Origin of the sequence: Pandoraea pulmonicola, assembly GCF_000815105.2 — a bacterium.
In the GTDB taxonomy this organism is placed as follows: domain Bacteria; phylum Pseudomonadota; class Gammaproteobacteria; order Burkholderiales; family Burkholderiaceae; genus Pandoraea; species Pandoraea pulmonicola.
Map to the genome: position 1 here is coordinate 3,837,269 of NZ_CP010310.2, position 26,158 is coordinate 3,863,426.

General features: G+C 62.8%; 17 protein-coding genes and 1 pseudogene. 7 read left to right on the plus strand and 11 right to left on the minus strand.

Annotated elements, in window-relative coordinates; genetic code table 11:
• The first annotated feature begins 227 nt into the window (after positions 1-227).
• Positions 228-1,508 carry a chloride channel protein gene (locus RO07_RS16355; RefSeq protein ID WP_052267388.1) on the plus strand — a complete coding sequence of 427 codons (1,281 nt, stop codon included), beginning with the start codon at positions 228-230 and terminating at the stop codon, positions 1,506-1,508.
• A gap of 19 nt (positions 1,509-1,527) precedes the next feature.
• On the opposite strand, the gene RO07_RS16360 is transcribed toward RO07_RS16355, so the two are convergent.
• The 5 genes from RO07_RS16360 to alaS all read right to left on the minus strand — a co-directional run bounded on the left by RO07_RS16360 (position 1,528) and on the right by alaS (position 8,256).
• Positions 1,528-2,652 carry a threonine aldolase family protein gene (locus RO07_RS16360; protein WP_072637078.1) on the minus strand — a complete coding sequence of 375 codons (1,125 nt, stop codon included), beginning with the start codon at positions 2,650-2,652 and terminating at the stop codon, positions 1,528-1,530.
• 81 nt (positions 2,653-2,733) lie between these two features.
• Positions 2,734-2,928, minus strand: a complete 195-nt coding sequence (locus RO07_RS16365) for a 4-oxalocrotonate tautomerase (RefSeq protein WP_039412436.1) — start codon at positions 2,926-2,928, stop codon at positions 2,734-2,736.
• A 98-nt stretch (positions 2,929-3,026) separates the two neighbouring features.
• Positions 3,027-3,797, minus strand: a complete 771-nt coding sequence (locus tag RO07_RS16370) for a class II aldolase/adducin family protein (RefSeq protein ID WP_052267389.1) — start codon at positions 3,795-3,797, stop codon at positions 3,027-3,029.
• A gap of 72 nt (positions 3,798-3,869) precedes the next feature.
• Positions 3,870-5,123 carry a YbfB/YjiJ family MFS transporter gene (locus tag RO07_RS16375; RefSeq protein WP_039412439.1) on the minus strand — a complete coding sequence of 418 codons (1,254 nt, stop codon included), beginning with the start codon at positions 5,121-5,123 and terminating at the stop codon, positions 3,870-3,872.
• 508 nt (positions 5,124-5,631) lie between these two features.
• Positions 5,632-8,256, minus strand: coding sequence for an alanine--tRNA ligase (gene alaS, locus RO07_RS16380; RefSeq protein WP_039412441.1), 2,625 nt, complete (start codon positions 8,254-8,256; stop codon positions 5,632-5,634).
• A gap of 250 nt (positions 8,257-8,506) precedes the next feature.
• Between alaS and RO07_RS16385 the strand changes: the two genes are divergently transcribed.
• The 5 genes and pseudogenes from RO07_RS16385 to RO07_RS26075 all read left to right on the plus strand — a co-directional run bounded on the left by RO07_RS16385 (position 8,507) and on the right by RO07_RS26075 (position 13,319).
• Positions 8,507-9,730 carry a CaiB/BaiF CoA transferase family protein gene (locus tag RO07_RS16385; RefSeq protein WP_039412444.1) on the plus strand — a complete coding sequence of 408 codons (1,224 nt, stop codon included), beginning with the start codon at positions 8,507-8,509 and terminating at the stop codon, positions 9,728-9,730.
• Between the two features lie 272 nt (positions 9,731-10,002).
• Complete coding sequence (locus RO07_RS16390) at positions 10,003-10,563, plus strand: helix-turn-helix domain-containing protein (RefSeq protein WP_115089098.1); 561 nt, start codon at positions 10,003-10,005, stop codon at positions 10,561-10,563.
• Positions 10,564-10,664: 101 nt separating this feature from the next.
• Positions 10,665-11,219, plus strand: a pseudogene (locus RO07_RS16395) (HD domain-containing protein); the annotation flags it as partial.
• Between the two features lie 67 nt (positions 11,220-11,286).
• Entirely contained in the window at positions 11,287-11,859 is a 573-nt protein-coding gene (locus tag RO07_RS16400; RefSeq protein WP_039412447.1) for a cysteine hydrolase family protein, read from the plus strand.
• 551 nt (positions 11,860-12,410) lie between these two features.
• A complete protein-coding gene (locus tag RO07_RS26075) occupies positions 12,411-13,319 on the plus strand; it encodes a hypothetical protein (protein WP_157118214.1) in 909 nt (302 codons plus the stop codon).
• 29 nt (positions 13,320-13,348) lie between these two features.
• On the opposite strand, the gene RO07_RS16410 is transcribed toward RO07_RS26075, so the two are convergent.
• The 5 genes from RO07_RS16410 to RO07_RS16430 form a co-directional block, all read right to left on the minus strand.
• Complete coding sequence (locus tag RO07_RS16410) at positions 13,349-14,833, minus strand: hypothetical protein (protein WP_147284633.1); 1,485 nt, start codon at positions 14,831-14,833, stop codon at positions 13,349-13,351.
• A gap of 412 nt (positions 14,834-15,245) precedes the next feature.
• Positions 15,246-16,409 (minus strand): hypothetical protein, encoded by a 1,164-nt coding sequence (locus RO07_RS16415; protein WP_147284632.1) that lies wholly within the window; start codon positions 16,407-16,409, stop codon positions 15,246-15,248.
• Positions 16,410-16,820: 411 nt separating this feature from the next.
• The gene (locus tag RO07_RS16420; protein ID WP_147284631.1) at positions 16,821-18,341 is read right to left on the minus strand and encodes a hypothetical protein; all 1,521 of its coding nucleotides are present in this window, start codon (positions 18,339-18,341) and stop codon (positions 16,821-16,823) included.
• Between the two features lie 265 nt (positions 18,342-18,606).
• Entirely contained in the window at positions 18,607-20,274 is a 1,668-nt protein-coding gene (locus RO07_RS16425; protein ID WP_147284630.1) for a hypothetical protein, read from the minus strand.
• Positions 20,275-20,686: 412 nt separating this feature from the next.
• Entirely contained in the window at positions 20,687-21,967 is a 1,281-nt protein-coding gene (locus tag RO07_RS16430) for a hypothetical protein (RefSeq protein WP_147284629.1), read from the minus strand.
• A 637-nt stretch (positions 21,968-22,604) separates the two neighbouring features.
• On the opposite strand from RO07_RS16430, the gene RO07_RS16435 reads away from it, so the two are divergent.
• On the plus strand, positions 22,605-24,716 hold the full coding sequence (locus RO07_RS16435; protein WP_160118110.1) for an NEL-type E3 ubiquitin ligase domain-containing protein: 2,112 nt from the start codon (positions 22,605-22,607) through the stop codon (positions 24,714-24,716).
• Between the two features lie 61 nt (positions 24,717-24,777).
• Here the strand turns inward: RO07_RS16435 and RO07_RS16440 are convergent, their stop codons facing one another.
• A complete protein-coding gene (locus RO07_RS16440; RefSeq protein WP_039412462.1) occupies positions 24,778-25,935 on the minus strand; it encodes a beta-propeller fold lactonase family protein in 1,158 nt (385 codons plus the stop codon).
• Between the last annotated feature and the right edge of the window lie 223 nt (positions 25,936-26,158).

A 26,158-nucleotide genomic window follows, 5' to 3' on the forward strand; every position in this document is an offset into this window, starting at 1 on the left:
ACAGGTCCGATACGCCCAATACCCCCAATTCGTCCGGAACGTCCGGAACGCCCGATGTTCCCTCTCCGGCCGGTTCCGCTCCCTCGCCGGACTCGCCCCCGCCCGCTGATTCCTCTCAGCCCTCCGGCGCCCCTCATACCCCCGGTTCCGCCGGTTCGCCGCCCGCGCCTTCCTCCCCCGCCCCCTCGCCCGCACTCGCGCTGCCTGCTCGGCTTGCCAGACGAGGCATGCATCGGTCGCTCCGCTTGTGGCACAACTACGGCGTGTTCTGGCTCGGCGCGGTGCTCGTCGGTCTGGTGTCGGTGGCGTACGCCAAGCTCATGGACTTCGGTTTCGAGCTGTTTCAGCGCATGCTCTCGCACGGCTTCTGGGTGCCGCTTGTCGTCACGCCAGTGGGCGCGGCATTGGCCATCTGGCTGACGCAGAAGTTCTTCAAGGGCTCGGAAGGCAGCGGCATTCCCCAGGTGATCGCCACGTTGCAGGACTCGCACCTGTCGAAGTCGCTGCTCACGCTGCGCATCATGTTCGGCAAAATCGCGGTCTCGTTTCTCGGCATCGTCTGCGGCTTTACCATCGGACGCGAGGGGCCCACGGTGCAGATCGGCGCATCGCTCATGTACGCCATGCGGCGCGGCTACCGGCGCAGCAGCGCCCATATCGAGCGGCAACTGACGCTCGCCGGGGCGGCGGCAGGTCTTGCTGCCGCATTCAACACGCCGCTTGCGGGCGTAGTGTTCGCCATCGAGGAACTGAGCCGCAGTTTCGTCGCGCGCAACAGCGGCACGCTGATCACCGCCATCATCTTCTCGGGCGTCGTGGCGCTCGGCCTGCAGGGCAACTATCTGTACTTCGGCCACATCAAGGCACTCAGCGAATTTCGCTGGACTCTGATCCCGGTGCTTATCGCCGCGAGCCTGATCACCGGCGTATCGGGCGGCCTGTTCAGTTGGCTGATGCTCAATATCGCGCGCTGGATGCCCGCGCCGCTCGTGAAGCTGCGCCGCGCACGCCCGGTTCACTTCGCATTCCTGTGCGGGCTGGCCATCGCGGCGATCGGCATCGCCTCGGGCGGTCTGACGTTCGGCAGCGGCTACACCGAAGCACGCGCGCTGCTCGAAACGCACGAAACGCTCTCGCCGTTCTACGCACTGATGAAGTTCGCGGCGCTGTCGGTGTCGTATCTATCGGGGATTCCGGGCGGCATCTTCGCGCCATCGCTGGCCATCGGCGCCGGTCTCGGTAGTCTGCTGGCCAGCATCACGTCGGTCGTGCCATTGCCCGCGATGGCGGCACTGTGCATGGTCGGCTACCTGGCGGCCGTCACGCAGTCGCCGATCACTTCGTTCGTGATCGTGATGGAGATGATCGACGGCCACCAGATGGTGATCCCGCTGATGGCCGTCGCCCTGCTGTCCACGCAGGTCTCGAAAACGATTGCACCGTCGTTCTATCATGCGCTCGCGCATCGTTTCCTCACGCCCACGGCACCCGCACCGCTTCAAGGCTGATCGCTCGAGCGAGGCGGGCTCAGGTCCGCGCGCCGCTGAGCTCGCGAATGTCGGCGGCGAGGCGCTCGACCGTCTCGACGCGTGTGTCCCAGGCGCACATGAAGCGGCAGCCACCGGCGCCGATGAACGTATAGAAGCGCCACCCCTTCGCGCGCAGCGCTTCGATCACGTGCAGCGGTAGTTCGGCGAACACGGCGTTGGCCTGCGTTTCGAACATCAGCGACACACCGGGTACGCCGCGAATGCGCTCGGCGAGCCGTTGCGCCATCGCGTTCGCGTGGCGGGCGTTGCGCAGCCAGGTGTCGTGTTCCAGCATGCCGAGCCACGGCGCGGAAATGAAGCGCATTTTCGAGGCGAGTTGCCCGGCCTGCTTCACGCGATACGCAAAGTCCTCGGCGAGTGCACGGTTGAAGAACACCACCGCCTCGCCGACCGGCAGACCGTTCTTGGTGCCGCCGAAACACAACACGTCCACGCCCGCGCGCCAGGTGACGTCGCCCGGATGGCATCCGAGCGTGGCGACCGCGTTGGCGAAACGCGCCCCATCCATGTGCACGCGAAGGTTGCGGCGTCTGGCTACCGCCGAGATCGCCTTGATTTCGTCGACGGAGTAGACCGTGCCGACTTCCGTCGCCTGCGTGAGCGTGACGACCTTGGGTTTCGGGAAATGGATGTCCGAGCGGCGGCTGATGACCGACTCGACCGCCTCCGGCGTGAGCTTGCCGTTGTTCTCGCACCCGCGTGCGGTGAGCAGCTTCGCGCCGTTGGAGAAGAATTCCGGACCACCGCACTCGTCGGTCTCGACGTGCGCGAGCTCGTGGCAGATCACCGAATGGTACGACTGCGAGAGCGACGCCAGCGCCAGCGAGTTGGCCGCCGTGCCGTTGAAGACGAAGAATACGTCGCAATCCGTGTCGAACAATTTGCGAAGACCGTCGCATACACGCTGTGTCCAGGTGTCGTCGCCATACGCCACTTCGTGGCCGCTGGCGTTGGCCTCGATCAGATAGTGCAGCGCCTCGGGGCAGATCCCGGCGTAGTTGTCCGAAGCAAAGTGCTGGGGCGTTTGCGCGACATCGCCGCCAGCCGGTGCGGCGAGCGCGGACGCATTCGATACCTTGGGTGCAGACGGGACGTGCGACATGACAACCTCTTCAATGCGACGACGGGGATCCGTCGAGGCTCCCCGTCTCCAATCGTCAATCGACCGGTGATCCCGGCCGGCTTATTCCGGTCGCGGATCGGAGCACAGCACGCCGCCGGTGGCCCAGTTCTCGCGCTTGACGTCGGCAATGATGATGTCGACGGACTCCGGCGCACAGCCGATCGTGCTCACCGCCGCTTCCGTGACGGCTTTGACGAACGCGCGTTTTTGCTCGACCGTGCGGCCCTCGAACATCTCGACGTGAAACGTAGGCATTGTTGTATCTCTCCTTGTACTGTTATGAAAGCCGGCATCGCGCCTGCGCCCCGCGCGAAGGGTTGCCGGACGTCGCGCGAACGACGACACCGATGCCGTCAGTCGCGAAACGAAGCGTCTATTCTATCGAGTTTGCGCAGCAGCGCGGGCCATTCCAGCACGCCTTCGATGGCGCCGCCATCTTCGAGTTGCACCGCCGTCTTGTCCTGCACGGCCGGGCTGGGCAAATGAGGGACGATGCCGCCGGCGAGCGTCTGCAACTGGATGTCGCAGGCCTTGATGAGCGTGGCCATCAGCACGAACGCCTCGGCGACGGTGCGGCCGACGGTAAGCGTGCCGTGATTGCGCAGCAGCATGGCGGGATGCGCGCCGAGCGACGCCACGAGCCGTTCGCTCTCCGAAGGCGAAAACGCCAGGCCCTCGTAGTCGTGATAGCCGATGCGCTCATGAAAGCGCAGCGCGTGCTGCGACATCGGCAGCAGGCCGTGCGGCTGGTTCGAGACCGCGATGCCGGCCGTATTGTGCAGATGCATGACGCACACCGCGTCGGCACGCGCGGCATGTACCGCGCCGTGCAGGGCAAAGCCGGTCACGTTCACCGGATGTTCGCTCTCCCCCGCGATCTCGCCGTTCATCGTGATCTTCACGAGATTGGACGCCGTCACTTCATCGAACGTCAGACCGAACGGATTGATGAGGAAGTGCCCCGGCTCGCCGGGCACCATCGCGGATATGTGGGTGTAGATCAGATCGTCCCAGCCGTAAAGCGCCACGAGCCGGTAGCAGGCGGCGAGATCGACGCGCATCTGCCGCTCGGCGTCGCTCACGGCGGTGGCGGCCTTTCTGCCCGCCGTCAGGGTAAAAGACATGCACAAGTCCCGGAGATGGAAGTATCGCGAGTGAGACACGTCGAAGCTCGCCGCCGCTGCGATGCCCTGCGCTCAGGGCGCGCGTTCGTATGAGCGCCGCCAGTCCCAAACGAAGCCGATCGCGCCGAGCGCCAGCACCCCGCTCGCGCACAGCAAGGCGGCCGTGAAGCTGCCCGTGGCGGCGACCAGGGGCGCGGCGACCAGCGGCCCGACGATCTGCCCGATGCCATAGGATGCCGTGACCAGACCGATCAGGCCATTGGCATTGTCCCCACGCAGGCGCCGGCATTCGCGCACCGCGTACACGGTGATTGCCGTGAACGGCAGGCCGACGAGCACACTGCCCAGCGCAAAGCCGGCGACATTGGGCAACACGATCCCGATGCCCACGCCCAGGCCCTGCATCACGTAGCAGGCCGCGAGCAGCAGGCGGTTGTCCCACGCGAGCGGTGCGCGCGCGCCGACGATCGCGCCGGGAATCACCATCAGGCCGAGCAGCGGGAAGAACAGGTCCGGCCAAGGCGAGCCCGGCAGCGCCTGGCGCGCGATCACCGGCAGAAACGTCGCGGTGATGATGTAGCCGAAACCGGCAAGGCCGTAGAGCACCGTGACGGGGATCACATTCTCGCCACTGCCGTGGTTGACGGCATGCGGGATGGCGCCGTCCGCCGGCTTCGTTGCTGCCGATGCCGCCGACGTTGCCAGCGGCACCGGCGCGTCAGCAACGAACGTGCGCCAGATCACGGCGAGAAGCACCAGCGCGAGCACACCGCACAACAGCCAGCCGCCGCGCGCGGGCCACGCCATCGCCGTGTTCAGGCTCGCGAGCAACCCGGTCACCACGATGCCGGCGCCCGGCCCCGCGAAGATCACGCCGCCGAGGCTGGGCATGCGCAGTTCGGCGAGCTTGCGAAAACCCCATCCGGCGGAGAAGACCATCGCCCACGCGCTCATCACCCCGGCCAGCGTGCGCACGACGGCCCACACGGCGAACGACTCCATCAAGCCCATGGCGAGCGTCAGCGCGACCGTGGCTGCCAGCGCAAAGCGAATGATGAATGTCGGCGTCAGATGCAGCCACATGCACGACAACGCGCCCACGAAGTACCCGGCATAGTTCAACGAGGCAAGCCAGCTACCGTGCTGGATGTCGGTGAGCTGCTCATGCAGCATGAGCGGCAACATGGGCGTGAAGGCGAAGCGCCCGATGCCCATGGCAATGGACAGGGCGAGCATGCACGACAGGGCGATGCGCCATGCCGCACGCTCAGGCGAAGGCTGGCGCGCAGTGACGGCGCTGTCGGAATCGGCGAGTGTGGCTGTCATGAGAATGGCTGACCCGCGGGCGGGTGAGGACGAACAACGGCGGGAACACGCGGCGAGGCGCGCGACATGCCGAATACTTTACATGGAAACCATTGTGGGAGGTGAGGGTTCCCCTGTGCGGACAGGGGCATTGCGCCGTATACCACCGCCCCGGCGCGTCACCTCGCCTTCTCGCGAAACACTGAGGCGACTTGTTTCGGCTTCCTTTCGAATACCGAAACTGTACCGCTTGTCTGTCGGGCCAGTTGGATTCCACCTGACGGCATTCGACGGATGTCGCGAGGCTCAACGCAACTGGCGACAAACGGCGAGCGGTGCCGTCGGGGTGGCCTGCCGCATTCCAACGCGGCGCCGACCGGCGCAGGCAAATGCTGCGCCACGCCGGAATGCAAAACGCGCACCGAAGTGCGCGTTTTGCGAGTGCTCCACCGAGTCGGGCGGAACGAGTCAACGAGAGGGCGGCCGTGCCGCCCCCCTTCGCCGGCCATGTCGAAGAACTGCCGACGAATTACAGCTTGCCTGCGACCCAGCCCTGCACGCCGGCCAGCGCCTGCGGCAGCTGCGACGGATCGGTGCCGCCGGCCTGCGCCATGTCGGGACGGCCCCCCCCCTTGCCGCCGACCTGCTGCGCGACGAAGTTGACCAGTTCGCCGGCCTTGACCTTGCCGGTCGCGTCGGCCGTGACGCCCGCGATCAGGCTGACCTTGCCGCCGTCGACGGCCGCCAGCACGATGGCCGCACTCCTGAGCTTGTCCTTGAGCTTGTCCATCGTCTCGCGCAGCGTCTTGACGTCGGCGCCTTCGAGCTGAGCGGCCAGCACCTTCAGGCCGTTCACGTCGACGGCCTTCTCGACGAGTTCGTCGCCCTGGCTCGAGGCCAGCTTCGACTTGAGCGCCGCCAGTTCCTTCTCCAGCGACTTGACCTGCTCCTGTACCTGCGCGATACGCGGCGTCAATTCGGCCGGCTGCGTCTTGAGCGCCGCGGCGGCCTCGTTGACCTGATCGTCGAGCTTCTGGACGAAGCGCACCGAGTTGTCGCCGGTGATCGCTTCCACGCGGCGGATACCTGCCGCCACGCCGCCTTCCATCACGATCTTGAACAGGCCGATGTCGCCCGTGCGCGCCACGTGCGTACCGCCGCACAGCTCACGCGACGTCCCGATGTCGAGCACGCGCACTTCGTCGCCGTACTTCTCGCCGAACAGCGCCATCGCGCCGCCCTTGACCGCATCGTCGTACGACATCAGCGCCGCATGCACCGGTGCGTTGACCAGCACTTCGGCGTTCACGATATCCTCCACGCGACGGATTTCGTCGGCGGTCATCGCCGCGTTGTGCGCGAAATCGAAACGGGTCTTGTCGGCGTCGACCAGCGAACCCTTCTGCTGCACGTGGGCGCCGAGCACTTCGCGCAGCGCCTTGTGCATCAGGTGCGTTGCCGAATGGTTGCGCACGGTGCGCGCACGGCGCACGGCGTCGACCTGCGCGGTCACGGCGTCGCCCACCTTCAGTTCGCCCGACGCCAGCGTGCCGTAGTGACCGAATACGTCGGCCTGGATCTTCTGCGTGTCGGCCACGCCGAAACGTGCGCCGCCCGTCGTGATCAGGCCCTGATCGCCGACCTGACCGCCCGACTCGGCGTAGAACGGCGTGGTGTCGAGCACCACGATACCCTGCTGACCCGCAGCGAGCTTGCCGACGCTCGTGCCGTCCACATACAGCGCCGTCACCTTCGCGCCTTCGAGCGAGAGCGTGTCGTAGCCCTGGAAGCGCGTCTTGTCGCCGTCGTATTCGAGGGCCGTTGCCATCTTGAACTTGCCGGCGGCGCGCGCCTGTTCGCGCTGACGCGCCATCGCGGCGTCGAAACCGGCCTCATCGACCGAGATGCTGCGCTCGCGGCAGACGTCCGCCGTCAGATCGAGCGGGAAGCCATACGTGTCGTGCAGCTTGAACGCGAGCTCGCCATCGAGCGTGGTAACGCCACGCCTGGCCAGATCGGCGAGCGCGCCTTCGAGAATCTCCATGCCGTTCTCGATGGTCTCGCCGAAGCGCTCTTCTTCCTGCTTGAGCACATCGGTCACGCGTTGCTGCGCCTGGGTCAGTTCCGGATAGGCGACGCCCATCTCGGCCACCAGATCCGGCACGAGCTTGTAGAAGAACGGCTTCTTGCAGCCAAGCTTGTAGCCATGACGGATCGCGCGGCGGATGATACGGCGCAGCACGTAGCCGCGGCCTTCATTGCCGGGGATCACACCGTCGACGATCAGGAACGAGCAGGCCCGAATGTGGTCGGCGATCACCTTGAGCGAGTTGGCAGCCAGATCGCTCACGCCGGTCTCGCGCGCCGCGGCCTTGATCAGATGCTGGAACAGGTCGATCTCGTAGTTGCTGTGCACATGCTGCAGCACGGCGGCGATACGCTCCAGCCCCATGCCGGTGTCGACGCACGGCTTGGGCAGAGGCGTCATGTTGCCCTGCTCGTCGCGGTTGAACTGCATGAACACGAGGTTCCACACTTCGATGTAGCGATCGCCGTCTTCTTCCGGCGATCCCGGCGGGCCGCCCCACACGTCCGGGCCGTGATCGTAGAAGATCTCCGAGCACGGGCCGCACGGGCCGGTGTCGGCCATCTGCCAGAAGTTGTCCGAGGCGTAGCGCGCCCCCTTGTTGTCGCCGATGCGGATGATGCGCTCGGCCGGCACGCCCACTTCCTTCGCCCAGATGTCGTAGGCCTCGTCGTCTTCCTTGTAGACGGTGACCCAGAGCTTGTCCTTGGGCAGTTTGTAGACTTCCGTCAGCAATTCCCACGCATACTGAATCGCTTCGCGCTTGAAATAGTCGCCGAACGAGAAGTTGCCCAGCATTTCGAAGAACGTGTGGTGACGAGCCGTGTAGCCCACGTTCTCCAGGTCGTTGTGCTTGCCGCCGGCGCGCACGCTGCGCTGTGCCGTGGTTGCGCGCTTGTACGGGCGCGTCTCGACGCCGAGGAAGACGTCCTTGAACTGCACCATGCCGGAGTTGGTAAACAGCAGCGTGGGGTCATTGGACGGCACGAGGCTCGACGAGCGCACGATCGTGTGCCCCTTCGACTCGAAGAAGTTGAGGAATTTTTCCCGAATGTCTGCGACTTTCATAGCGTGCTTGAGAGCGTGGGGACCTGGCGGGCGCAAAGCGAAGCCTGGCGGGTATTTTGCAAACTTTTGATTATACGGGAAATCGACCTCGCCACCGCGCCACGCCGCCAACCGCAGTGCGAAACGACGCTGGTAAGACGCGAATCGACCAACGTAGACTACCGCCCACAAGTTCCGCATTGCAAAACAATGTTTCGCACATGACGCCGACAGTCGTCGTGGGGCGATCCATTCGAGGAGAGAGGTAACGATGGGCGCGCTGAGTCATATCCGGGTGCTGGATCTTTCGCGTGTGCTGGCCGGTCCGTGGGCGACGCAGAACCTTGCCGACCTGGGCGCGGACGTGATCAAGGTGGAGCGCCCGGGCGTGGGCGACGACACGCGCAGTTGGGGGCCGCCCTATCAGCGCGACGCCGAGGACAACGACACGGCCGAGGCGGCTTACTACCTTGCAGCGAATCGCAACAAGCGCTCGCTCACGCTGGACATCTCGCGCCCCGAGGGGCAGGCTATCGTGCGCGCGCTGGCCGCGCAGAGCGACGTCGTCGTCGAGAACTACAAGGTCGGCCAGCTCGCCAGATACGGACTGGATTACGCGTCGCTCAAGGCCGTCAAACCCGATCTCGTCTATTGCTCGGTAACGGGTTTCGGCCAGAACGGCCCGTATGCCTCGCGCGCCGGCTACGACTTCATCGTGCAGGGCATCGGCGGCTTCATGAGCATCACGGGCGAGCGCGACGGCCTGCCCGGCGGTGGGCCGCAGAAGGCCGGCGTGGCGATCGCCGATCTGATGACCGGCATGTACGCGAGTCTGGCGATCATGGCGGCCCTCACCCATCGCGATCGCACCGGCGTCGGGCAATACATCGACATGGCGTTACTCGACACGCAGGTCGCCATGCTCGCCAACATGAACACCAACTATCTGGCGAGCGACAAGGCGCCGGTGCGCTGGGGCAACGCGCATCCGAACATCGTGCCGTATCAGACGTTCCAGACGGGCGACGACGGCTGGATCATCGTCGCCGTGGGCAACGACGGCCAGTTCCGCAAATTCGTCGAGGCCGGCGGCGAGCCGGCACTGGCCGATGACGAACGGTTTGCCACGAACCCGTCGCGCGTGCGGCATCGCGAAGTGCTCGTGCCGCTGCTCGCGCAAATGGTTCGCAAGTTCGGCAAGGACGCGTGGATCGACAAACTGGAAGCGGCCGGCGTGCCGTGCGGCCCGATCAACACGCTGCCGGAAGTGTTCGCGCACCCGCAGGTCGTCGCGCGCGAGATGGCGGTCGAGTTGCCGCATCCTTCGGGCGGCGTCGCGCGTCTGGTGGCCAGTCCGATGAAAATGAGCGAGACGCCGCCGCTCGCCCGCACCGCCCCGCCGACGCTGGGCCAGCACAGCGACGACATCCTGCGCGAGCGCCTGGGTTTCGACGACGCGAAGATCGCCGAGCTGCGCGGCAACGGCATCGTCTGAGCGCATTCGGTGCAAAAAAGCCTGCCGCGATGTCATGGCGGCAACATTGCGACGTGGTTCGGCAACGATGGGCGGCGGCTTATTCGCGCAGTACGCGGTGCGCCGCGCGCCGCACGCCGCACGCCGAAAAGCGGACAGGTTCATGAGACAGTCGCGACGCTTCATCATGGCGCCGACTCCAGGAGCGCCAATTTGTAGCGTCAATGGAACAAACGGCGCAAGCGGTTGTTCCATCGGGAAATTCCCGAGCATAGTGTGGCAGGAAGTACAACATGGAACATGGCATGGACAGGCCTGCGATGGCGTCGGCGGGCAGTGCGCTGCGACGATGGCGCGCGCTGCGACGCATCAAGCAGGCGCACGCGGCCGAGTGGTTCGGCGTTGCGCAATCGACGTTGTCGCGCTGGGAGGCCGGCACGCTGCCGATCACGGGTGACGCGCTCGTGCGTCTCGAATCGCTGCTTTCGGCGCGTCTCGACTCGGCGGCCGACAGCGCGTTGCAGCGCCTGGTGACGCACGACACGCGTGCGGTGCATCTCGTGTGCGACGTCACGCATCGCTTGCTCGCGTGCTCGGCGGCTCGTGCGGCGGAGTTTTCATCGCCATTGTCGACGTTGATGGGTGCGTCGCTGTGGCCTTTCGCGACGCAGGCGATCGTCTCGCGGGAGGCGTCGCTGCGCGACGCGGGGTGGCATGACGGGCAAGCGCCGTCGCTGGAATTCGATACCGGCAGCAACGATTCGGTGGCGGTGCCGATCCGGGCAAGTCGTTGCCGATGGACGCGTCTCACGCTCTCGGACGGCACCGTTGCGCGTCTGGTCGAGACACTGTGATTCCTTACGCTGCGCATAATTTATGCGTGGCGCACGTCGAAGCGCGATCCTATGCTGCTGAGCTGGCAATGGTTCAGGTGACGGAGGTGACAGCGATGGAGATGGCGCGCGAGTCGATTGAAGGACGACTGAATTTTCTGCGGACGTGCGAGCGGTTGAAGGATGTGCTCAGAAGCGGCCATACGTCATCGGGACGGCCGGAGAGCACGGCGGAGCACAGCTGGCGGCTGAGTCTCATGGCGATGGTGTTCATGGATCGACTGGGCGACGTGGACCGCGCGAAGATGCTGGAGTTGTGTGTCGTCCACGATCTTGGGGAAGCGTTGAACGGCGATGTGCCTGCGCCCGAACAACAAGGGGGTGTGGACAAGAACGATGCCGAACGGCAGGATCTGCTGACGATATGCGAGTCGCTGGATGCACCAATGCGCGACCGGATCGTGGCATTGTGGGACGAGTATGCGCGGGGAGCAACACCGGAGGCGCGCGCCGTAAAGGCGCTCGACAAACTGGAGACGATGCTGCAGCACACGCAAGGCCGCAATCCGCCGGACTTCGACTACGCGTTCAATCTCGCCTATGGACGCCAATACACGGACGCGACGCCCTTTCTTCGTGCCGTGCGCGAACGGATCGACGAGGCGACGCGCGAACGCGGTGCGGCGGCGCGACTCGCTCCGCATGAGGTAGGAAGCGACTTGACCATCGCAAGGGGAAAACGAGATGAACACTGCACTGATCGGCCTGGACTACATTCTGGACATCATTCACCCATCGGGGAAGCCGGCGCGATGCGCCGCGCACGCCGCTGCGCGTGATGTGGTCGCGAAAGCGAATCAAGCGCTTGCCATCGCTCGGCGCAAGCATTGGCTGAGCATCCTCGTCAAAGTGGGTTTCCAGCGCGGCTATGCGGATTTGCCCAAGCAGTCTCCGGTCTTCGGCCGTGCCGAGGAATTTGGGGCTTTTGCCTTGGACGGTCCGGGCACCGAATTTCATCCGGATTTGCATGCCGACCTGGCCGATCTGGTCGTCGTCAAGCCGCGCGTGAGCGCGTTCTATGGCACACGGCTCGAGGCCGCGTTGCGAGCGAATCGGATAGAACGCGTCGTGCTCGCCGGGGCGAGTACCACGTGGGCGGTTCAGGCGGCGGCGCGCGACGCTCATGATCGCGATTATGAGGTCTGGGTTCTCGAGGAAGCCTGTGCGGCAGCCGACGAGGATGAGCACATACGGTCGATGGATATGCTCGCCGGCATCGCCCGAATCGTGACGCTTGGAGAGCTTGAGCAAAACTGATGACGCGTTTGGCAAGCCGGATGGCCGCCATGACAGGGGGCCATCCGCCTCGCTGCATCAAACCCATCGTCGCCTATGCCGAATGCGGAATGGGGAAAGAACGATTTGTGCAAATGTGGACGGTGAGCCTCTGCGAAAATAAAAAACATGTGGCAGCCTGCGATGGTCCTGCGATGGTCCTGCGATGATGGTAGGCACGCCGCGACCGAAAGCGCCTCCGTGAGATAAAGCCAATGTTCTCCATTTCCGGCGCTGGGGCTCCGCGCTCCCAGCCCCCCGCGACGACCTCGACGTCGCCGCCACCGACGCCATCAATCTCGACGACAACGCAGTCGGCTACCCTCGGCGCCGACGTGCGTAAGGTACGACAAGCCGATGGGGGGGCCCGTATGCCGTCGAGCCCGAGGCAACCCCAATCGCCTCACCCAACGACGGTGAGTCCGTCGACGTCGACATCAACGCAGCCGGCGACGGTCGGCGTCAATGTTCCCCCGATGCATCAGGCAGTTCAGACGTGTGGGTGTGCGGAACTGCCTATCCGCCCAGAGGCGATGCCCCCCCTGCGAAACCTCGCCCTGAAACCGCCGTTCCAAGGAACGTCCCGACAACTGGACTGGTTTGAGGCTTATCAAGAGAGCTTCGAGCAGCGCGTCAATGCGCAAGCGTTGGCGGACATACTCTCCATGTCGACAGAACATCCGCAGCCTTATGCAATACCACCGTTGATACTCCAAATGTATTCCCCGCCAGTCCCGCAGACCAATGTCGGAGCGTTGGCCGGCACGCCATCCAGTTCGGTTCAACAACCGCAGCCCTTTGCAGTACCTGCAGTACCACCGTTGATTTTCCAAATGTATGCCGCACCGGCCCCGCAGGCCAATGTCGGAGCGTTGGCCGGCATGCCGTCCAGTTCGAGTCAACAACCGCAACTCCCCGAAACACCCGCAGCGAAAAGGCAGGTAGCGCCTCAAGGCGCAAGCCGTGGGAGCGGTGCGGGTTTCATGCCTCTTCCAGCAAAGAAACCCCATGAAAGGCTAAATATCCAAATTTTACGGGCGCTACATGATGCATTGACCCGTGACCCCGATCTCGATCTCACAGCGTGGGCGCAAGCGCACCACCTCTGCGCCGGGACAATAAAGGGTTATGTATCCAGGGGCGCACTAACGCCGGAGGCCCAGGATCGGCTGGACGTGGCCAACGGGAAAACGTCGAGCTTGAGGAGGATGAGCGTGGACGACCTGCGCGCGCTGGATGCCATGTTGGCTGACGGCCACAACCTTAGCGTCTCGCGGTGGGCGCGAGCTCGCGGCCTGAATGCCAACTCGGCAAGAACATTTGTGCGAAACGGTGCGCTCACGCCGGCGGCACGGAGAAAGTTGCAGAATGCTGAAGGCGGCCAACCGACGGAGCCTTGGAATGCCCCTATGCCGTTTGTCAAGCGCAGGACGGGCGGCTGACGCTGAAGCGATGACCCTGTAGGCAATCTCTAGGTCTCGGAACTCGAGCGGCGGCCTGCGTCCGTGCCTGGCTTCGCAGCCTGGCCGTCGTCATTGCGCAGCATTTCCCGCGCCGCCGGCGTGAGCGCACCGTTTCGCACAAACGCTCTTACCGTGCTGGCATGCAGGCTATGGGTGCGCGCCCACGCCGAGACGTTGAGCCTACGGTCGAGGCCCAACGCAGCATCCAGCGCCCGCAGGTCTTCGATCCCCACCTTCCTGAAGCGCGGCGTCTTCCCGTCGGCCACATCCAACCGATCCCGGGCCTCCAGCGTCAGCACGCCTTTGGATACGTAGCCCTCTATCGACCGGGGATGAAGGTGCTTGCCTCGCGCCCACTCCGCGACGTTAAGCCCACTGTCGAGGGCCAACGCATCACGCAGTTCCCGTAAGTCGTCCACGCTCAACGGCCCGCAGCGCCGTGCCTTTCCGTCGGCCCGATCCAACCGCCTCTGGACTTCCGGCTTCAGCGCGCCTTTGCATACCAGGTTCCTGGTTGTTCGAGTATGAAAGTGGTTCGCCAGCGCCCACTCTGTCACGTTAAGCGCGGGGTTGAGAGTCAGCGCGTCGCGCAATGCCCGCAAGTCGTCCACTTCCATCTTTCTAAGACGCGACGCCTTCCCGTCGGCCAGTTCCAGCCGATCCTGTAAATCTGGCGCCAGTGCGCCGTAGGCTACATATCTCTTTACCGTCATGGCATTCAAGCCGCGCGCTCGTGCCCACGCAGCCACGTCGAGGCCGGGGTTGTCGGCCAGTGCGTCACGCAACGCCCGCAGATCGTCCACCTCCACCCTCCTCAAGCGCGACGCCTTCCCGTCGGCCAGTTCCAGCCGGTTCCATGCTTCCGGCGTCAGCGCGCCTTTATAGACATAATTCCTTATTGTCCGGGCATGAAAGTGGTTCGCTCGCGCCCACGCTGCCACATCGAGCCCGGGGTCGTGGGCCAATGCGGCATTCAGCGCCCGCAAGGTTTGGGCATCTACCTTTTGGCGGGCGATTTCCGTGGGACGCGACCTGAAACCCGCACCGCTCCCACTGCCCACGGCCGCGGACGTTGACTGCTCGTTCGCCATGCGTGTTTCGGGAAGGTGCGACTGTTGAACCGAGCTCGACGGCATGCAGACCCATGCGCCTTCGTCGATCGGCGACGCCGATGCGACATCCATGCAGGATGGCATTCCCTGGAACATCAGCGCTGTGGTTCCAAAGGCAGGCGGGCGTTGCATCGAACTCGATGGCATGTCGGCCAACGCTTGAGCATTGTTGCGCTGCGCCAGGCTCTCTTGAATGGCCTCAAACCTACCCAATAGTTGCGATGTTCCGGGAGACGGCGGTTGTTTGGCGAAGTCCAGCAACGCGTCCAGCGCTCCGGCATGGCCGCGCCGCCGCGTTCGCCCACCTGTCTGATTCGCCTGATGCACCAAGCGCATATCGGCGCTGACAGTCGTCGGTTGCCTCGACGTTGGCATCGGCATGCTCTCGTCCCCCGCGGCGCCCGTCGTCGTTCGGAGGGGGGGCAAGAGTTGCCCCAAACTCCACGACGGAGGGAGCCATTCGTCTGCCTGGCGCACTTCGCGCACGTTGGCACCGAGGGTAGTCCACTGCGTTGACGTCGAGGTCGTCGCGGGGAACTGGAAGCATGGAACCCCAGCACCGGAAACGGAATACATTGGATTTATCTCGCGGGAGCACTTTCGATCGTGGCGTGCCCACCACCGTCGCAGGCTGCCAAGTGCTTTTTATTTTCGCAAAGGCTCATCGTCCACATTTGCACAAATCGTTCTTTCGGTATTCCAAATTCGGCATAGGCGATGACGGGTGCGATGTGGCGAGTCAGCGTGCTGGTCTCTAGGGCAGCTCTGCTTCACGCGAGTCCGAAGCGACTCTCTATCGTCGATTCAACAAGTCCAGTCCTTTTGCCGTGAGCTCACCTTCCACTGTGACATATCGGATTAACTCGTGGAGCTTCAGACCGAACCTTTCCGCCCACTCCGGCAGGTCGAAGACGCCGCCACCGGCTCGCTCGACAAGAAGCGTCTGCAAGTCCCTCGGTTCCACTCCCCTGCTGGGCTTCGGGGCTTGAACGGCAGCCACAGCCACCGTCTTCTCCGGCTCCATGGACGAGTCGATGGCCCTCTGCAATCTTCTCCGTACCTCCGGCCTCAGCGTGCCTTTTCGCACAAATGTCCTTATCGTGCGGGCGTTCAAGTGACGTGCTCGCGCCCACCCGGTCACGTCAAGCTCGGAATTGCGGGCCAGTGCGTCACGCAGCGCCAGCACGTCGTCCACCTCCACCTCCCTGAAGCGCGAGGCCTTCCCTTCGGCCCGATCCAACTGATTCTGCGCCTCCGGCGTCAGCGCGCCCTTCGATACATAGCACTCCAATGTTCTTGAATTAAGCTGATTCTGCCGCGCCCACGCTGCCACATCAAGATCTTCGTTGGCGGCCAGTGCGTCACGCAGCGCCCGCAAGTCGTCCCGTTCCACCCTCCGAAAGCGCGTTGCTTTCCCGTCGGCCACATCCAACCGGTCCTGGGCCTCCGGCGTTAACTCGCCTTTGCGTACCAAGTACTTTATTGATTGAACACGAACGTGGTTCGTTCGCGCCCAATCGGTCAAGTCGAGTTCGGAGTCGCGGGCCAATGCGTCGCGCAGCGCTCGCAGCATTTGAATGGGTACCTTTGGGCGGGGGATTTTTATCGGTAGGGGCGTGGAACCAGCACCGCTCCCGCTGCCGGCGCTCCCGGACACCGGCCGCGTTTGCGCTGTGTGTGCTTGCGGAAGATACGGCTGTTGAAACGAGCTCGACGGCATACAGGCGAACGCTTCGGCATTGACCGGCGGCGCCGGTGCAATATCCATATATGTCAGCATCCATTCATGTATCAGCTCGGGGGTTTCAGGGGGCGGCGGGCATTCGATCGAGCTTGACGGCATGTCGGTCAGGGCCTGGGCATCGCCGCGCCGCGCAAAGCGCTCTTGAATCGCCTCGAACCTGCTCAGTTCCCGGGATGTTCCGGGGGACAGCGGTTGTTGGATGAAGTCGACCAAGGCGCCCGCCACTCCAGCATGGGTAGGGGATTCCGCTCGCCCGCCAGTCTGATCCACCCGGTGTACCCAGCGCACGTTGACGCCGATCGCAGTCGACTGTGTTGATGTTGACGTCGGTTGGCTGACGTTTTCCGGGGGCGGTCCAGCCCCGGTCGTCGCGCTAAGGGGCGACAGGCGTTGCCCCAAACCCGACGGCATACGGGACCACCCGTCAACCTGGCGCACCTCGCGCACGCTGGCGTCGAAGGGCATCGACCTCGTTGCTGTCGTGGGCAGTGCCGACGTCGAGGTCGTCGCGGGGAGCGGGGAGCACGGAACCACGGTTCCGGAAACGGGATACATTGGATCTATCTCGCGCAAGCGCTTTCGATTGCGGCGTACCCACCACCGTCGCAGGCTGCCATCTGCCTTTTATTGTCGCAAAGGCTCTCCGTCCACATTTGCATGAATCGCTCTTTCGGCACTGGCATTCTGCAGTCTTTTCCATGCCTCCGGCCTCAGTGCGCCATTTCGTACAAGCGACCTTACCGTGTGGGAATTCAGACCATGAGCTCGCGCCCATGCTGTCGTATCAAGCCTGGAATCGTGGGCCAGTGCCTCGCGCAGCGCCCGCAAGTCTTCCAACCCCACCTGCCTGAAGCGCGGCGCTTTCCCGTCAGCCACATCCAACCGGTTCTGCGCCTCGGGAGCAAGCTCGCCTGCTCGCACCAGTTTCCTTAACGAGTCGGAATTCAAGCTACGAGATCGCGCCCACTCTGTCAGGTTGAACTCGCGATCGCCGCCCAACGCGTCGCGCAGTGCCCGCAAGTCGTCGATCTCCAATTTCCTGAGATTCGACGCTTTCCCTTCGGCTCGATTCAACCGATTTTGCGCCTCGGGCGTCAGCGCGTGTCCTCGCACAAATTCCCTTACCGTGCTGGAATTCACGCCCCGGGTTCGCGCCCACTTTGCCACGTTAAGCTTGGAACTGCGGGTCAGTGCGTCGCGCAGCGCCCACAAGTCTTCCAACCCCACCGGCCGAAGGCGCGGCGCTTTCCCGTCGGCCACATCCAACCGGTTCTGCGCCTCTGCTGTCAGTGCGCCGCCTCGTACATGCTCCTTCACCGTGTTTAAATTCAGACCGCGCGCTCGTGCCCACGCCGACACGTCAAGCTTGGGGTTGCAGGTCAGCGCATCAGACAGCGCCCGCAAGTCGTTCAACTGCATCTTGCAAAAACGCGACGCCTTCCCGTTGGCCAATTCCAACCGGTTCCGCGTCTCCGGGGTTCGTTCACCTTCTCGTACACATGCAAGTTTCCTTGGAGGAGACATGAAATCAGCACGGCTCCCGACGCATGCGGCCGGAGACGTCGACCGCTTGGTCGCTGTGCGTGTTTCGGGTGGGCCCTGTTGTTGAATCGGGCTCGACGGCATACCGGCCAACGCTTCGATATTGGCCTGCGGCGCTGGTGCGTTATCCATATAGGCTTGCATCGCCTGGAATATCAGCGCCGTTGTTTCAGGGGACAACGAGCGTTCGGTCGAGCTTGATGGCATGTCGGTCGGCGCCTGGGCATTGACGCGCCGCGCAAGGCCCTCTTGAATCGCCTCGAACTTGCCCAATAGCTGCGATGTACCGGGGGACGGCGCTTGTTTGACGAAGCGCAGCAAGGCGTCCACCTCCCCGGTATCGATAAGCGGTTCCGTGTGCCCAGTCGCCTGATTCGTCTCGTGTACCGGGCGCACGTCGACGCCGACGGTCGCCGGCGGCGTTGATGTCGGCGTCGACTGGCGCACATTGCCCGAGGCCGGTCCGGTGCCTGTCGTCGTTGCGAGGGATGTCGGAAGTTGCCTCAAACTCGGTGATGTACGGCCCCCCTCGTCAGCTTGACGCACCTCGCGCACGTTGACGCCAAGGGAGGTCGACTGCGTTGCCGTTGAGGTTGACGACATCGGTAGTGCCGACGTTGAGGTCGTTACGGGGAGTCGAGGGCGCGGGGCCCCAGTACCGAACACGGGACAAACGGGACACATTGGATTTATCTCACGCAAGCGCATTCGATTGCGGCATACCCACCACCATCGCAGGCTGCCATGTGCCTTTTATTGTCGCAAAGGCTCACCGTCCACATTTGCACGAATCGCTCTTTCGGTATTCGAGAAAGGCGATGACGGGTTCGAGGTTACGAGGTGTCCCACTCGTTCCCGGGCTTGGGGCTCAAGCGGCAGCCTGCGTCACCGTCCTCCCAAGCTTCATGGCCAAGTCATCCGCCTCCTGCAGCCGTTTCCTTGCCTCCGGCGTCAGCGCGCATGCTCGTACGAAACGCCTCACCTCTGCGGGATTCAGGCCACGAGCCAGCCCCCACTCAGTAACGTTGACCCGGGGATCGAGAGTCATCGCAGCATCCAGCGCCCGCAAGTCGTCGATCGCCACTCTCCTGAGATTCGGCTCTTCCCCGTCGGCCAGATTCAACCGCTTCCGCGCTTCTGCCGTTAGCGCGCCTTTGCGCACAAGTTTCCTTACCGTGGCGGAATGCAAGTTACGAGCCCGCGCCCACGCCATCACGTTGAACTTGGGTTTGCCGGTCAACGCAGCATCCAGCGCCCGCAAGTCGTCGATCTCCACTTTCCTGAGATTCGGCGCTTTCCCGTCGGCCAGATTCAACCGATTCTGCGCTTCTGGCGTTAGCATGCCATCGCGCACCGAGTTCCTGGCCGTTAGCGGATGAATGTTGTTCATTCTCGCCCACTCTGCCACGTCAAGCTGGAAGTTGCGGGCCAGGGCGTCACGCAGCGCCCGCAAGTCGTCCACCCCCATCGGCCTGAAGCACGACGCTTTCCCGTCGGCCACATCCAACCGTCTCTGCGCGTGTGCCGTCAGCGCACGGCCTCGTACATGCTCCCTTACCGTGCTGGGGTTCAAGCCCCGGTTTCGCGCCCACCCCGCCACGCTAAGCTTGACGTCGCAGGCCAGCGCATCGCGCAGCGCCCGCAAATCGTCCACCCCCAACTGCGGAAGGCGCGGCGCTTTCCCGCCGGCTCGATTCAGCCAATCCCACGCCTCTGGCGTCAGGGCACCGCCGCGTACGTGTTCCCTCACCGTGCTGGGATTCACGCCACGGTTTCGCGCCCACTCCGCCACGTTGAGCTTGGGGTCGCGGGCCAGTGCGTCACTCAGCACCCGCAAGTCGTCCACTTCCACCGGCCGAAGGCGCGGCACTTTCCCCTCGGCCGCATCCAGCCGGCTCCGTCCCTCCGGCGTCAGATCACCTCCTCGTACGCTTACCAGTTTCCTTACCGTGCTGGAATTCAAACCATGCGCCAGCGCCCAATCCGCCGAATTAAACTCGGGATCCTGAGCCACTGCGGCTTGCAGCGCCCGCAAAGTTTGAAGGTCCACCTTTTTGCGGGCGATTTTCGTTGGAGGAGACATGAAACCGGCGCTGCTCTCGATGCCTGCGGCCAGGGACATCGACCGCTTATTCGCAGTGCATGGCTCCGGACAGTGCTGTTGTTGAAACGAGCTCGACGGCATGCAGGCCAACACTCCGGCATTGGCCTGCGACACCGGTGCGGTCTCCATATGGGTCAGCATCCCATCATGTATCAGCCCGGGTATTTCAAGGGGCAGCGGGTGTTCGATCGAGCTTGATGGCATGTCGGTCAGTGCCTGGGCACTGTCGCGCCACGCCAAGCTCTCTTGAATGGCGTCAAACCTGCTCAATAGCTGCGATGTCTCGGGGAACGACGGGTATTGGGCGAAATCGAACAAGGTGTCCATCCACCCGGTGTTGACAGGAGGTTCCGTTTGCTCATCCGTCTGATCTGCCGGATACACCCAGCGCACACTGCCGTCGACAGTCGGCGGCGGCATTGATGTCGGCATCGACTGGTACGCGTTTCCCCAGGCTGGGCCGGCGCCCGTCGTCGTTCTAAGGGGCGGGAGGAGTCGGCCCAGGCCCGTCGGCACGGGGGATCCCCCATCCACTCGGCACACCTCACGCACGTCGGCGCCAAAGGTCGTCGACTGCGCTGGAGTGATAGGGGCTAGTGCCGACGCAGCGGTCGGCGCGGGAAATTGGAAGCGCGAGGTTCCAGCGCTGAAAACGGAATACATTGAGTTTATCTCGCGGAAGCGCTTTCGATTGCGGCGTACCCACCACCGTCGCGGGCCGCCATGTGTCTTTTATTGTCGCAAAGGCTCACCGTCCACATTTGCACGAATCGCTCTTTCGGTATTCGGCAAAGGCGATGATGGGGTCGACGTAGCAAGGTGACCTCACTCGGTGAACGAAGCGTCAGCAAGCCCTTCGGCTCCGCTCCCCTTGTACCGGAGCGGCCTGCACAGGCCGGCCATCGGCTTTGAGCAACCTTTTCAGTGCCTCCGGCCTCAGTGCTCCATGCCGCACGAGTGATCGTACCGAGCGGCAATTCAGGTGATGAGCTCGTGCCCATGCCGCCACATCGAGCTCGGCATTGCCGGCCAATGCATCACGCAGTGCCCGCAAGTCGTTCACCTCCACCCTCCTGAGGCGCGGCGCTTTCCCGTCGGCCACATCCAGCCTGTTCTGTCCCTCCGGCGTTAGCGCGCCTTCGAGTACATAACTCTCCAATGTTCGGCGATGGAGCCGCTTCCCCCGCGCCCACGCTGTCAGATCAAGCTCCGCGTTCTCGGCCAGTGCGTCACGCAGTGCTCGCAAGTCGTCCACTCCCACCGGCCTGAAGCGCGGCGCGGTCCCCTCGGCCACGTCCAGCCGATTCTGCGCCTCAGGGGTCAGCGCGCCGCTGCGTACTGAGTTCTTTACTGTCTGGAAATGAATGTGGTTCGCTCGCGCCCAAGCTATCGCATCAAGCTCGGGGTTGTCGGCCAGTGCGTCACGCAGCGCCCGCAACTCCTCCCTTCCTACCTTCCTAAGGCGCGGTGCTCTCCCTTCGGCCAGATCCAACCGGTTCCATGCCTCCGGCGTCAGCGCGCCCTTGTAGACATAATGTCTTATCGTCCGATCGTTAAAGCGGTTCGTTCGCGCCCACTCGGTCACGTCGAGCGTGGGGTTGCTGGTCAAGGCGTCGTGCAGTGCCCGCAAAGTTTGGATATCTACCCTTTGACGAGCGGCTTTTATGGGTGGGGGCATCACACCGGCACCGCTGCCGGTGTCCTGGGGCGCGGCCCGCTTTTCCGCTTCGCGTGTTGCCGGAAGATGCTGTGGTCGACACGAACTCGATGGCATGCAGGCCAACACCTCGGCATTGACCGGCGGCACCGGTGCGACATCCATATAGGTCAGCATCCATTCGCCTATCAGCGCGGGGGATGCAAGGGACGGCGGGCGTGCGTTCAAACCTGATGGCATATCAATCAGCGCCGGGGGATCGACACGCTGCTCCAAGCCCTCCTGAATGGCCTCAAACCTGCCCAAGAGCTGCGATGTCCCGGGAGACGGCGGTTGTTGGACGAAGTCCAGCAAGGCGTCCATTACCCCGGCATGGGTGCGCGATTCCGGTCCCCCAGTCGTCTGATCGGTCTGGTGTGCCAGACGCGCATTGACGCCGACCGTAGCCGGCCGTGTTGATGTCGACATCGACTGGCTCACGTCCCGCGGGGGCTGTCCGGCCCCCGTTGTTGTTCTGAGGGGCGGCAGGAGTCGCCCCAAACCCGACGGCATACGGGACCACCCATCGGCTTGGCATACCTCGCGCACGTTGGCGCAAAAGGGAAGCGACTGCGTTGCGGTCGAGGGTGGTGCCGACGTCGAAGTCGTCACGGGAAGTTGGGAGCGCGAGGCCCCAGCGCCGGAAACGGGATACATTGGATTTATCTCACGCAAGCGCTTTCGATCGCGGCGCACCCACCACCGTCGCAGGCCACCGTGCGCCTTTTATTGTCGCAAAGGCCTGCCGTTCACATTTGCACAAATCGTTCTTTCGGTATTCGCGAAAGACGATGACGGACTCGATGCAGCGAGGCGGCCTCGCGCGTTCGGACAACCTCGATGTCGCCGGGTCGGACAAAGCGACGGACTTCGAACCGCGTCATCGGTCGCGGCGCTCGGATGCGCGTTTTTTTATAGTCGGCCGTTCGGTTCATCGCCCAACATGCGCCTGTCCGGCTGGGCGATGGCAGCTTGGTCTGGCTGTGCACCAGACGTCCCACTGCCAAAGCCAGATCGGTCGCCGGGAAACCCGGAGGCAACGCCTTTCTCCATTGCCCTATTGTCCATGCCGATCACTCCCATCAGTTCATATTGGCCAACTGCGCCGGCTCAGCCGTTGAATATGCCGTCCTGCTCGTCGCGGCGAGTCGATGAAGTAAAAAGGCTGGTGCTTGAGTATGTGGGGCAGCGCGACGATCCAGGTCATGAACGGCGCTGCACGGCGTTATTGGCCGCGCTCGCCTGGACCCATTGCCAATTCGGCAAAACGAGCAATGCCGACATCGAGTCGGTGCGCCGGGATCTGACGCAGCATCTGGCACGCTCGCGCCGTGAAGGCCAAGACGCCGAGGTATTGGCCGACGCTCTCGCAGACCTTTGCCTGGAAAATTCAACCGGCGGCCCGTCCACCGATCCTTCACCAGCACATGTTCAGCTGGCCAGCGCTGTGCTCGCGACGCGAGGGAGTCGAATTGGCGCAAGCAAGCTCCTGGGCGAGTTGATCGGAAGCATGCCTGAGCGGCACGAGGGACAAGGCGGTGGCGTCGATGCGCTATACCGGTCGGCCTTGTGCGCCTGGGTAGCCATCGCACCACCGAGGTGGGACGGGAAAGAAGTCCGGGCAGTCGCGAAGGACAGGATTCTCGACATGACCGACGGTAAATTGAACTTGCGGAAGTTGCAGTTGTACAGCCTGCCGGAATTACCTGCCGGTCTCACCGAGCTTGACGTGAGCGGCAACGATCTGACCGAGCTTCCAGCCTTGCCGGCGAGCCTTGCGACCCTTGACGCAAGTGAGAATCAGTTGACTCAATTGCCAGCCTTGCCCGCGGGCCTCACAACCCTTGCCGCCGCTACCAACCTACTGACCTGCCTGCCAGCCTTGCCTGCAGGCCTCACAGCGCTTGACGTAAATTGCTGCGATCAACTGACGGAGCTGCCGCCCTTGCCTGAGGGCCTCACGGAACTTCACGCAGGCTATGGCGGTTTGCGCCACCTGCCGGCCTTGCCCGGGAGCCTTACAACGATTAACGTAAGCACCAACTGGCTGACCGAGCTGCCCCTCTTGCCCGCGAACCTCGATGCGCTTGACACCAGTGACAACAAACTGTCCGAACTGCCGCCAAGCGTTTTTGACTTGCCCCACGCTAGTCTGGTATTGGCTGAAATCAACCCGTTCTCGCCCGCCTTCCTGCAACAATTGCTTGCTGTCACATCTGCGCCGGGGTATAGAGGGCCCCGGATCCGCTTCAGCAGCACAACTGGCGAGGTGAGCATTGCATCGGCGCGCGCTCTTCCCGTAGCGATTCTGGACTGGTTCAGCAACGATGAGCAGGCGCAGCTGGACCAATGGCAGGAGCACATCGAGGAAGCGCATGCTGCGGAGTTCTTTCGGTTTCTGGATCGTTTGAGAGAATCCGTCAATTACAACGCAGACTTCAAGGCGGCGGTCGCCAGTTGGCTATCCAAGCTCGCTCAGGATAGGGAGCTTCGTCAGTTGGCTATCCTGGTCGCGCAAGCGGCCACCGAGCGCTGCGAGGATCGGGTCACGCTCACCTATAACGATCTGACGAAACTCAGTCATGCGCGCGCAGTCGCCCGTGGCGAGTACGATGCCAGGCTCGCCGAGATCGTCGACCTTGGGCGCGGCGCATTTCGCTTGGACGCCCTGGAAAAGATCGCCCACAAGAAAGCCCAGGCGTTACAGCAGGAGGAGGAAGAAATCGAAGTCCACCTAGCCTATCAGGTCCAGTTGCGCGACCGCTTGAAATTGCCTACTGACGTCGCAAACATGGGCTTCTTCGAATTCTCAAGGGTGACACCGCAGGATCTGAGAAACGCGGAGCAAGAAATTCTCGCGCAAGAGTCCACGGAGTTTCCTCAGTATTTCCTGGTCGAATGGGCACCTTGGCGGCAGGTGCTGGCACGGTTGGACCCTGAGGGCACAGAGCGAGCGCGCCAAAAATTGCACGACATGCTCCCCGCTTACGATCAGGAAGTGGCCGCGCGGCAGGACAGTCTTGGCCTGCCGGGAGATCAGGAGACGCACGCCCAGATCGGCGTCGGCATCATGAAGGCACAGCAGTTGGAAGTCTATAAGGAGCTCACTTGGGAGTTTCTTTGCAAGCGGGGTGAGGAAGCGCTCATGGACCGGATCATGGGCACTGGCAAGCAATGACGGCTTCGGCACCACTTGCCTGCGAGGTGCCGAGGAACGCCGTCCGACCATCTCCGGGGATTTACACCTCGACGATGATCATTTCCATCAAGCCATTGCTTGGGTCATTCCCGACCGCGATTGGTGATTTGAGCGTGAGCGACCCATCTTCATCATTAACCTCATAAACCTGGACAATTCCCTCGAACTGGAACATGGCATAAAGGTATTTCCCCGAAGGATCAATGGTCAACGACACTATTGCAACACCGTTTGCCCCGCATGGTTTTTGATCGACTTTCGACAACGATCCATCCGCACCGATCTTGTATGACACAACGGCATTCTCGCCTTGACTATTGCGAATATCTGCGGTCACGCCGACAAAGAGGTACTTTCCATTCGGACTCAAAACGGCGGCCGTGCCAGCCCCATCCAATTTGGCGACATTTCCAAGCGGTATGAATTTCTGACCGGCACCTTCCAATTTAAATCCGACGACCTGAGGCCGACCAGGATTGGTAGTTGGTTGAGCATTGAAAACGACGTAGGCAAAGTTCGGGTTGGCCGCCAGGGTATATCCTTCGCTGACGCCATCAATTTCCCCACCACCGAGATAGGCAAGCCCGAAAGCGTTGGGATCCATGGCAACTACTTGTGTTTTATTGGCTTGTGTGTTTTGGTAGACCGCCAATAGAACCTGAGCATGATAGGATGCACTTTCTCCAGGTATGGGAACCACCTCCAGGGCTGCGACGTCGCCCACCACATTATCCGGAAGGCCAGCCACTTTCTTGTTCCACGGCTTCATGGAGTTGGGTGGTATGAACTTGAACCCGGGAAGCTGCTCGGTAAGCGGGTTCTGATCGTCCGCCTGGATGAAATTGTCGATATATATGTAGTACGTATCCGCTCCAACGTAAAAACCAACAATATACCTTGGATCGTCCTGCACTCCGTCGTCGTAATACTCGACATTCGGCGTCAAATAGCCATCATCCCCGATATGAAAAACACTTATCGATCCTCTACCGTAGGACTCTTCGTTCAGATCGGGAGGTTCACTGGCGACGAATAGGTAGTTTCCTCCGCGATAGAATTTCGCCGCATTGGAGCAGGCAATGTCAACGGCCCCACTGCATGGAACCGGCTTCCCCAATGCGGTTAGGTAACCGTCCGACTGCACAGAGTAAGGATAAATAGTTTCATCCCCTCCCAAGACGTAAGCAAATTTACTCATTTCTCATGTCCTTGATAGTGTGGGCGGATTTAATTAATTACATGTTCATTCGGCCAGCATAAAGCCATACCCCACAATCCCTGCCAACTAGTAGAACTGATAGTTCTCATACCGGAACACTCGAACTGCCGGTTGCACCTCTTGCCGGTTTATAGAAGAACGAAAGGGCACAATTCCGTGCGACGCAGGCGGAACGCGACACCGGAGTTGTGTATCCCGTGAT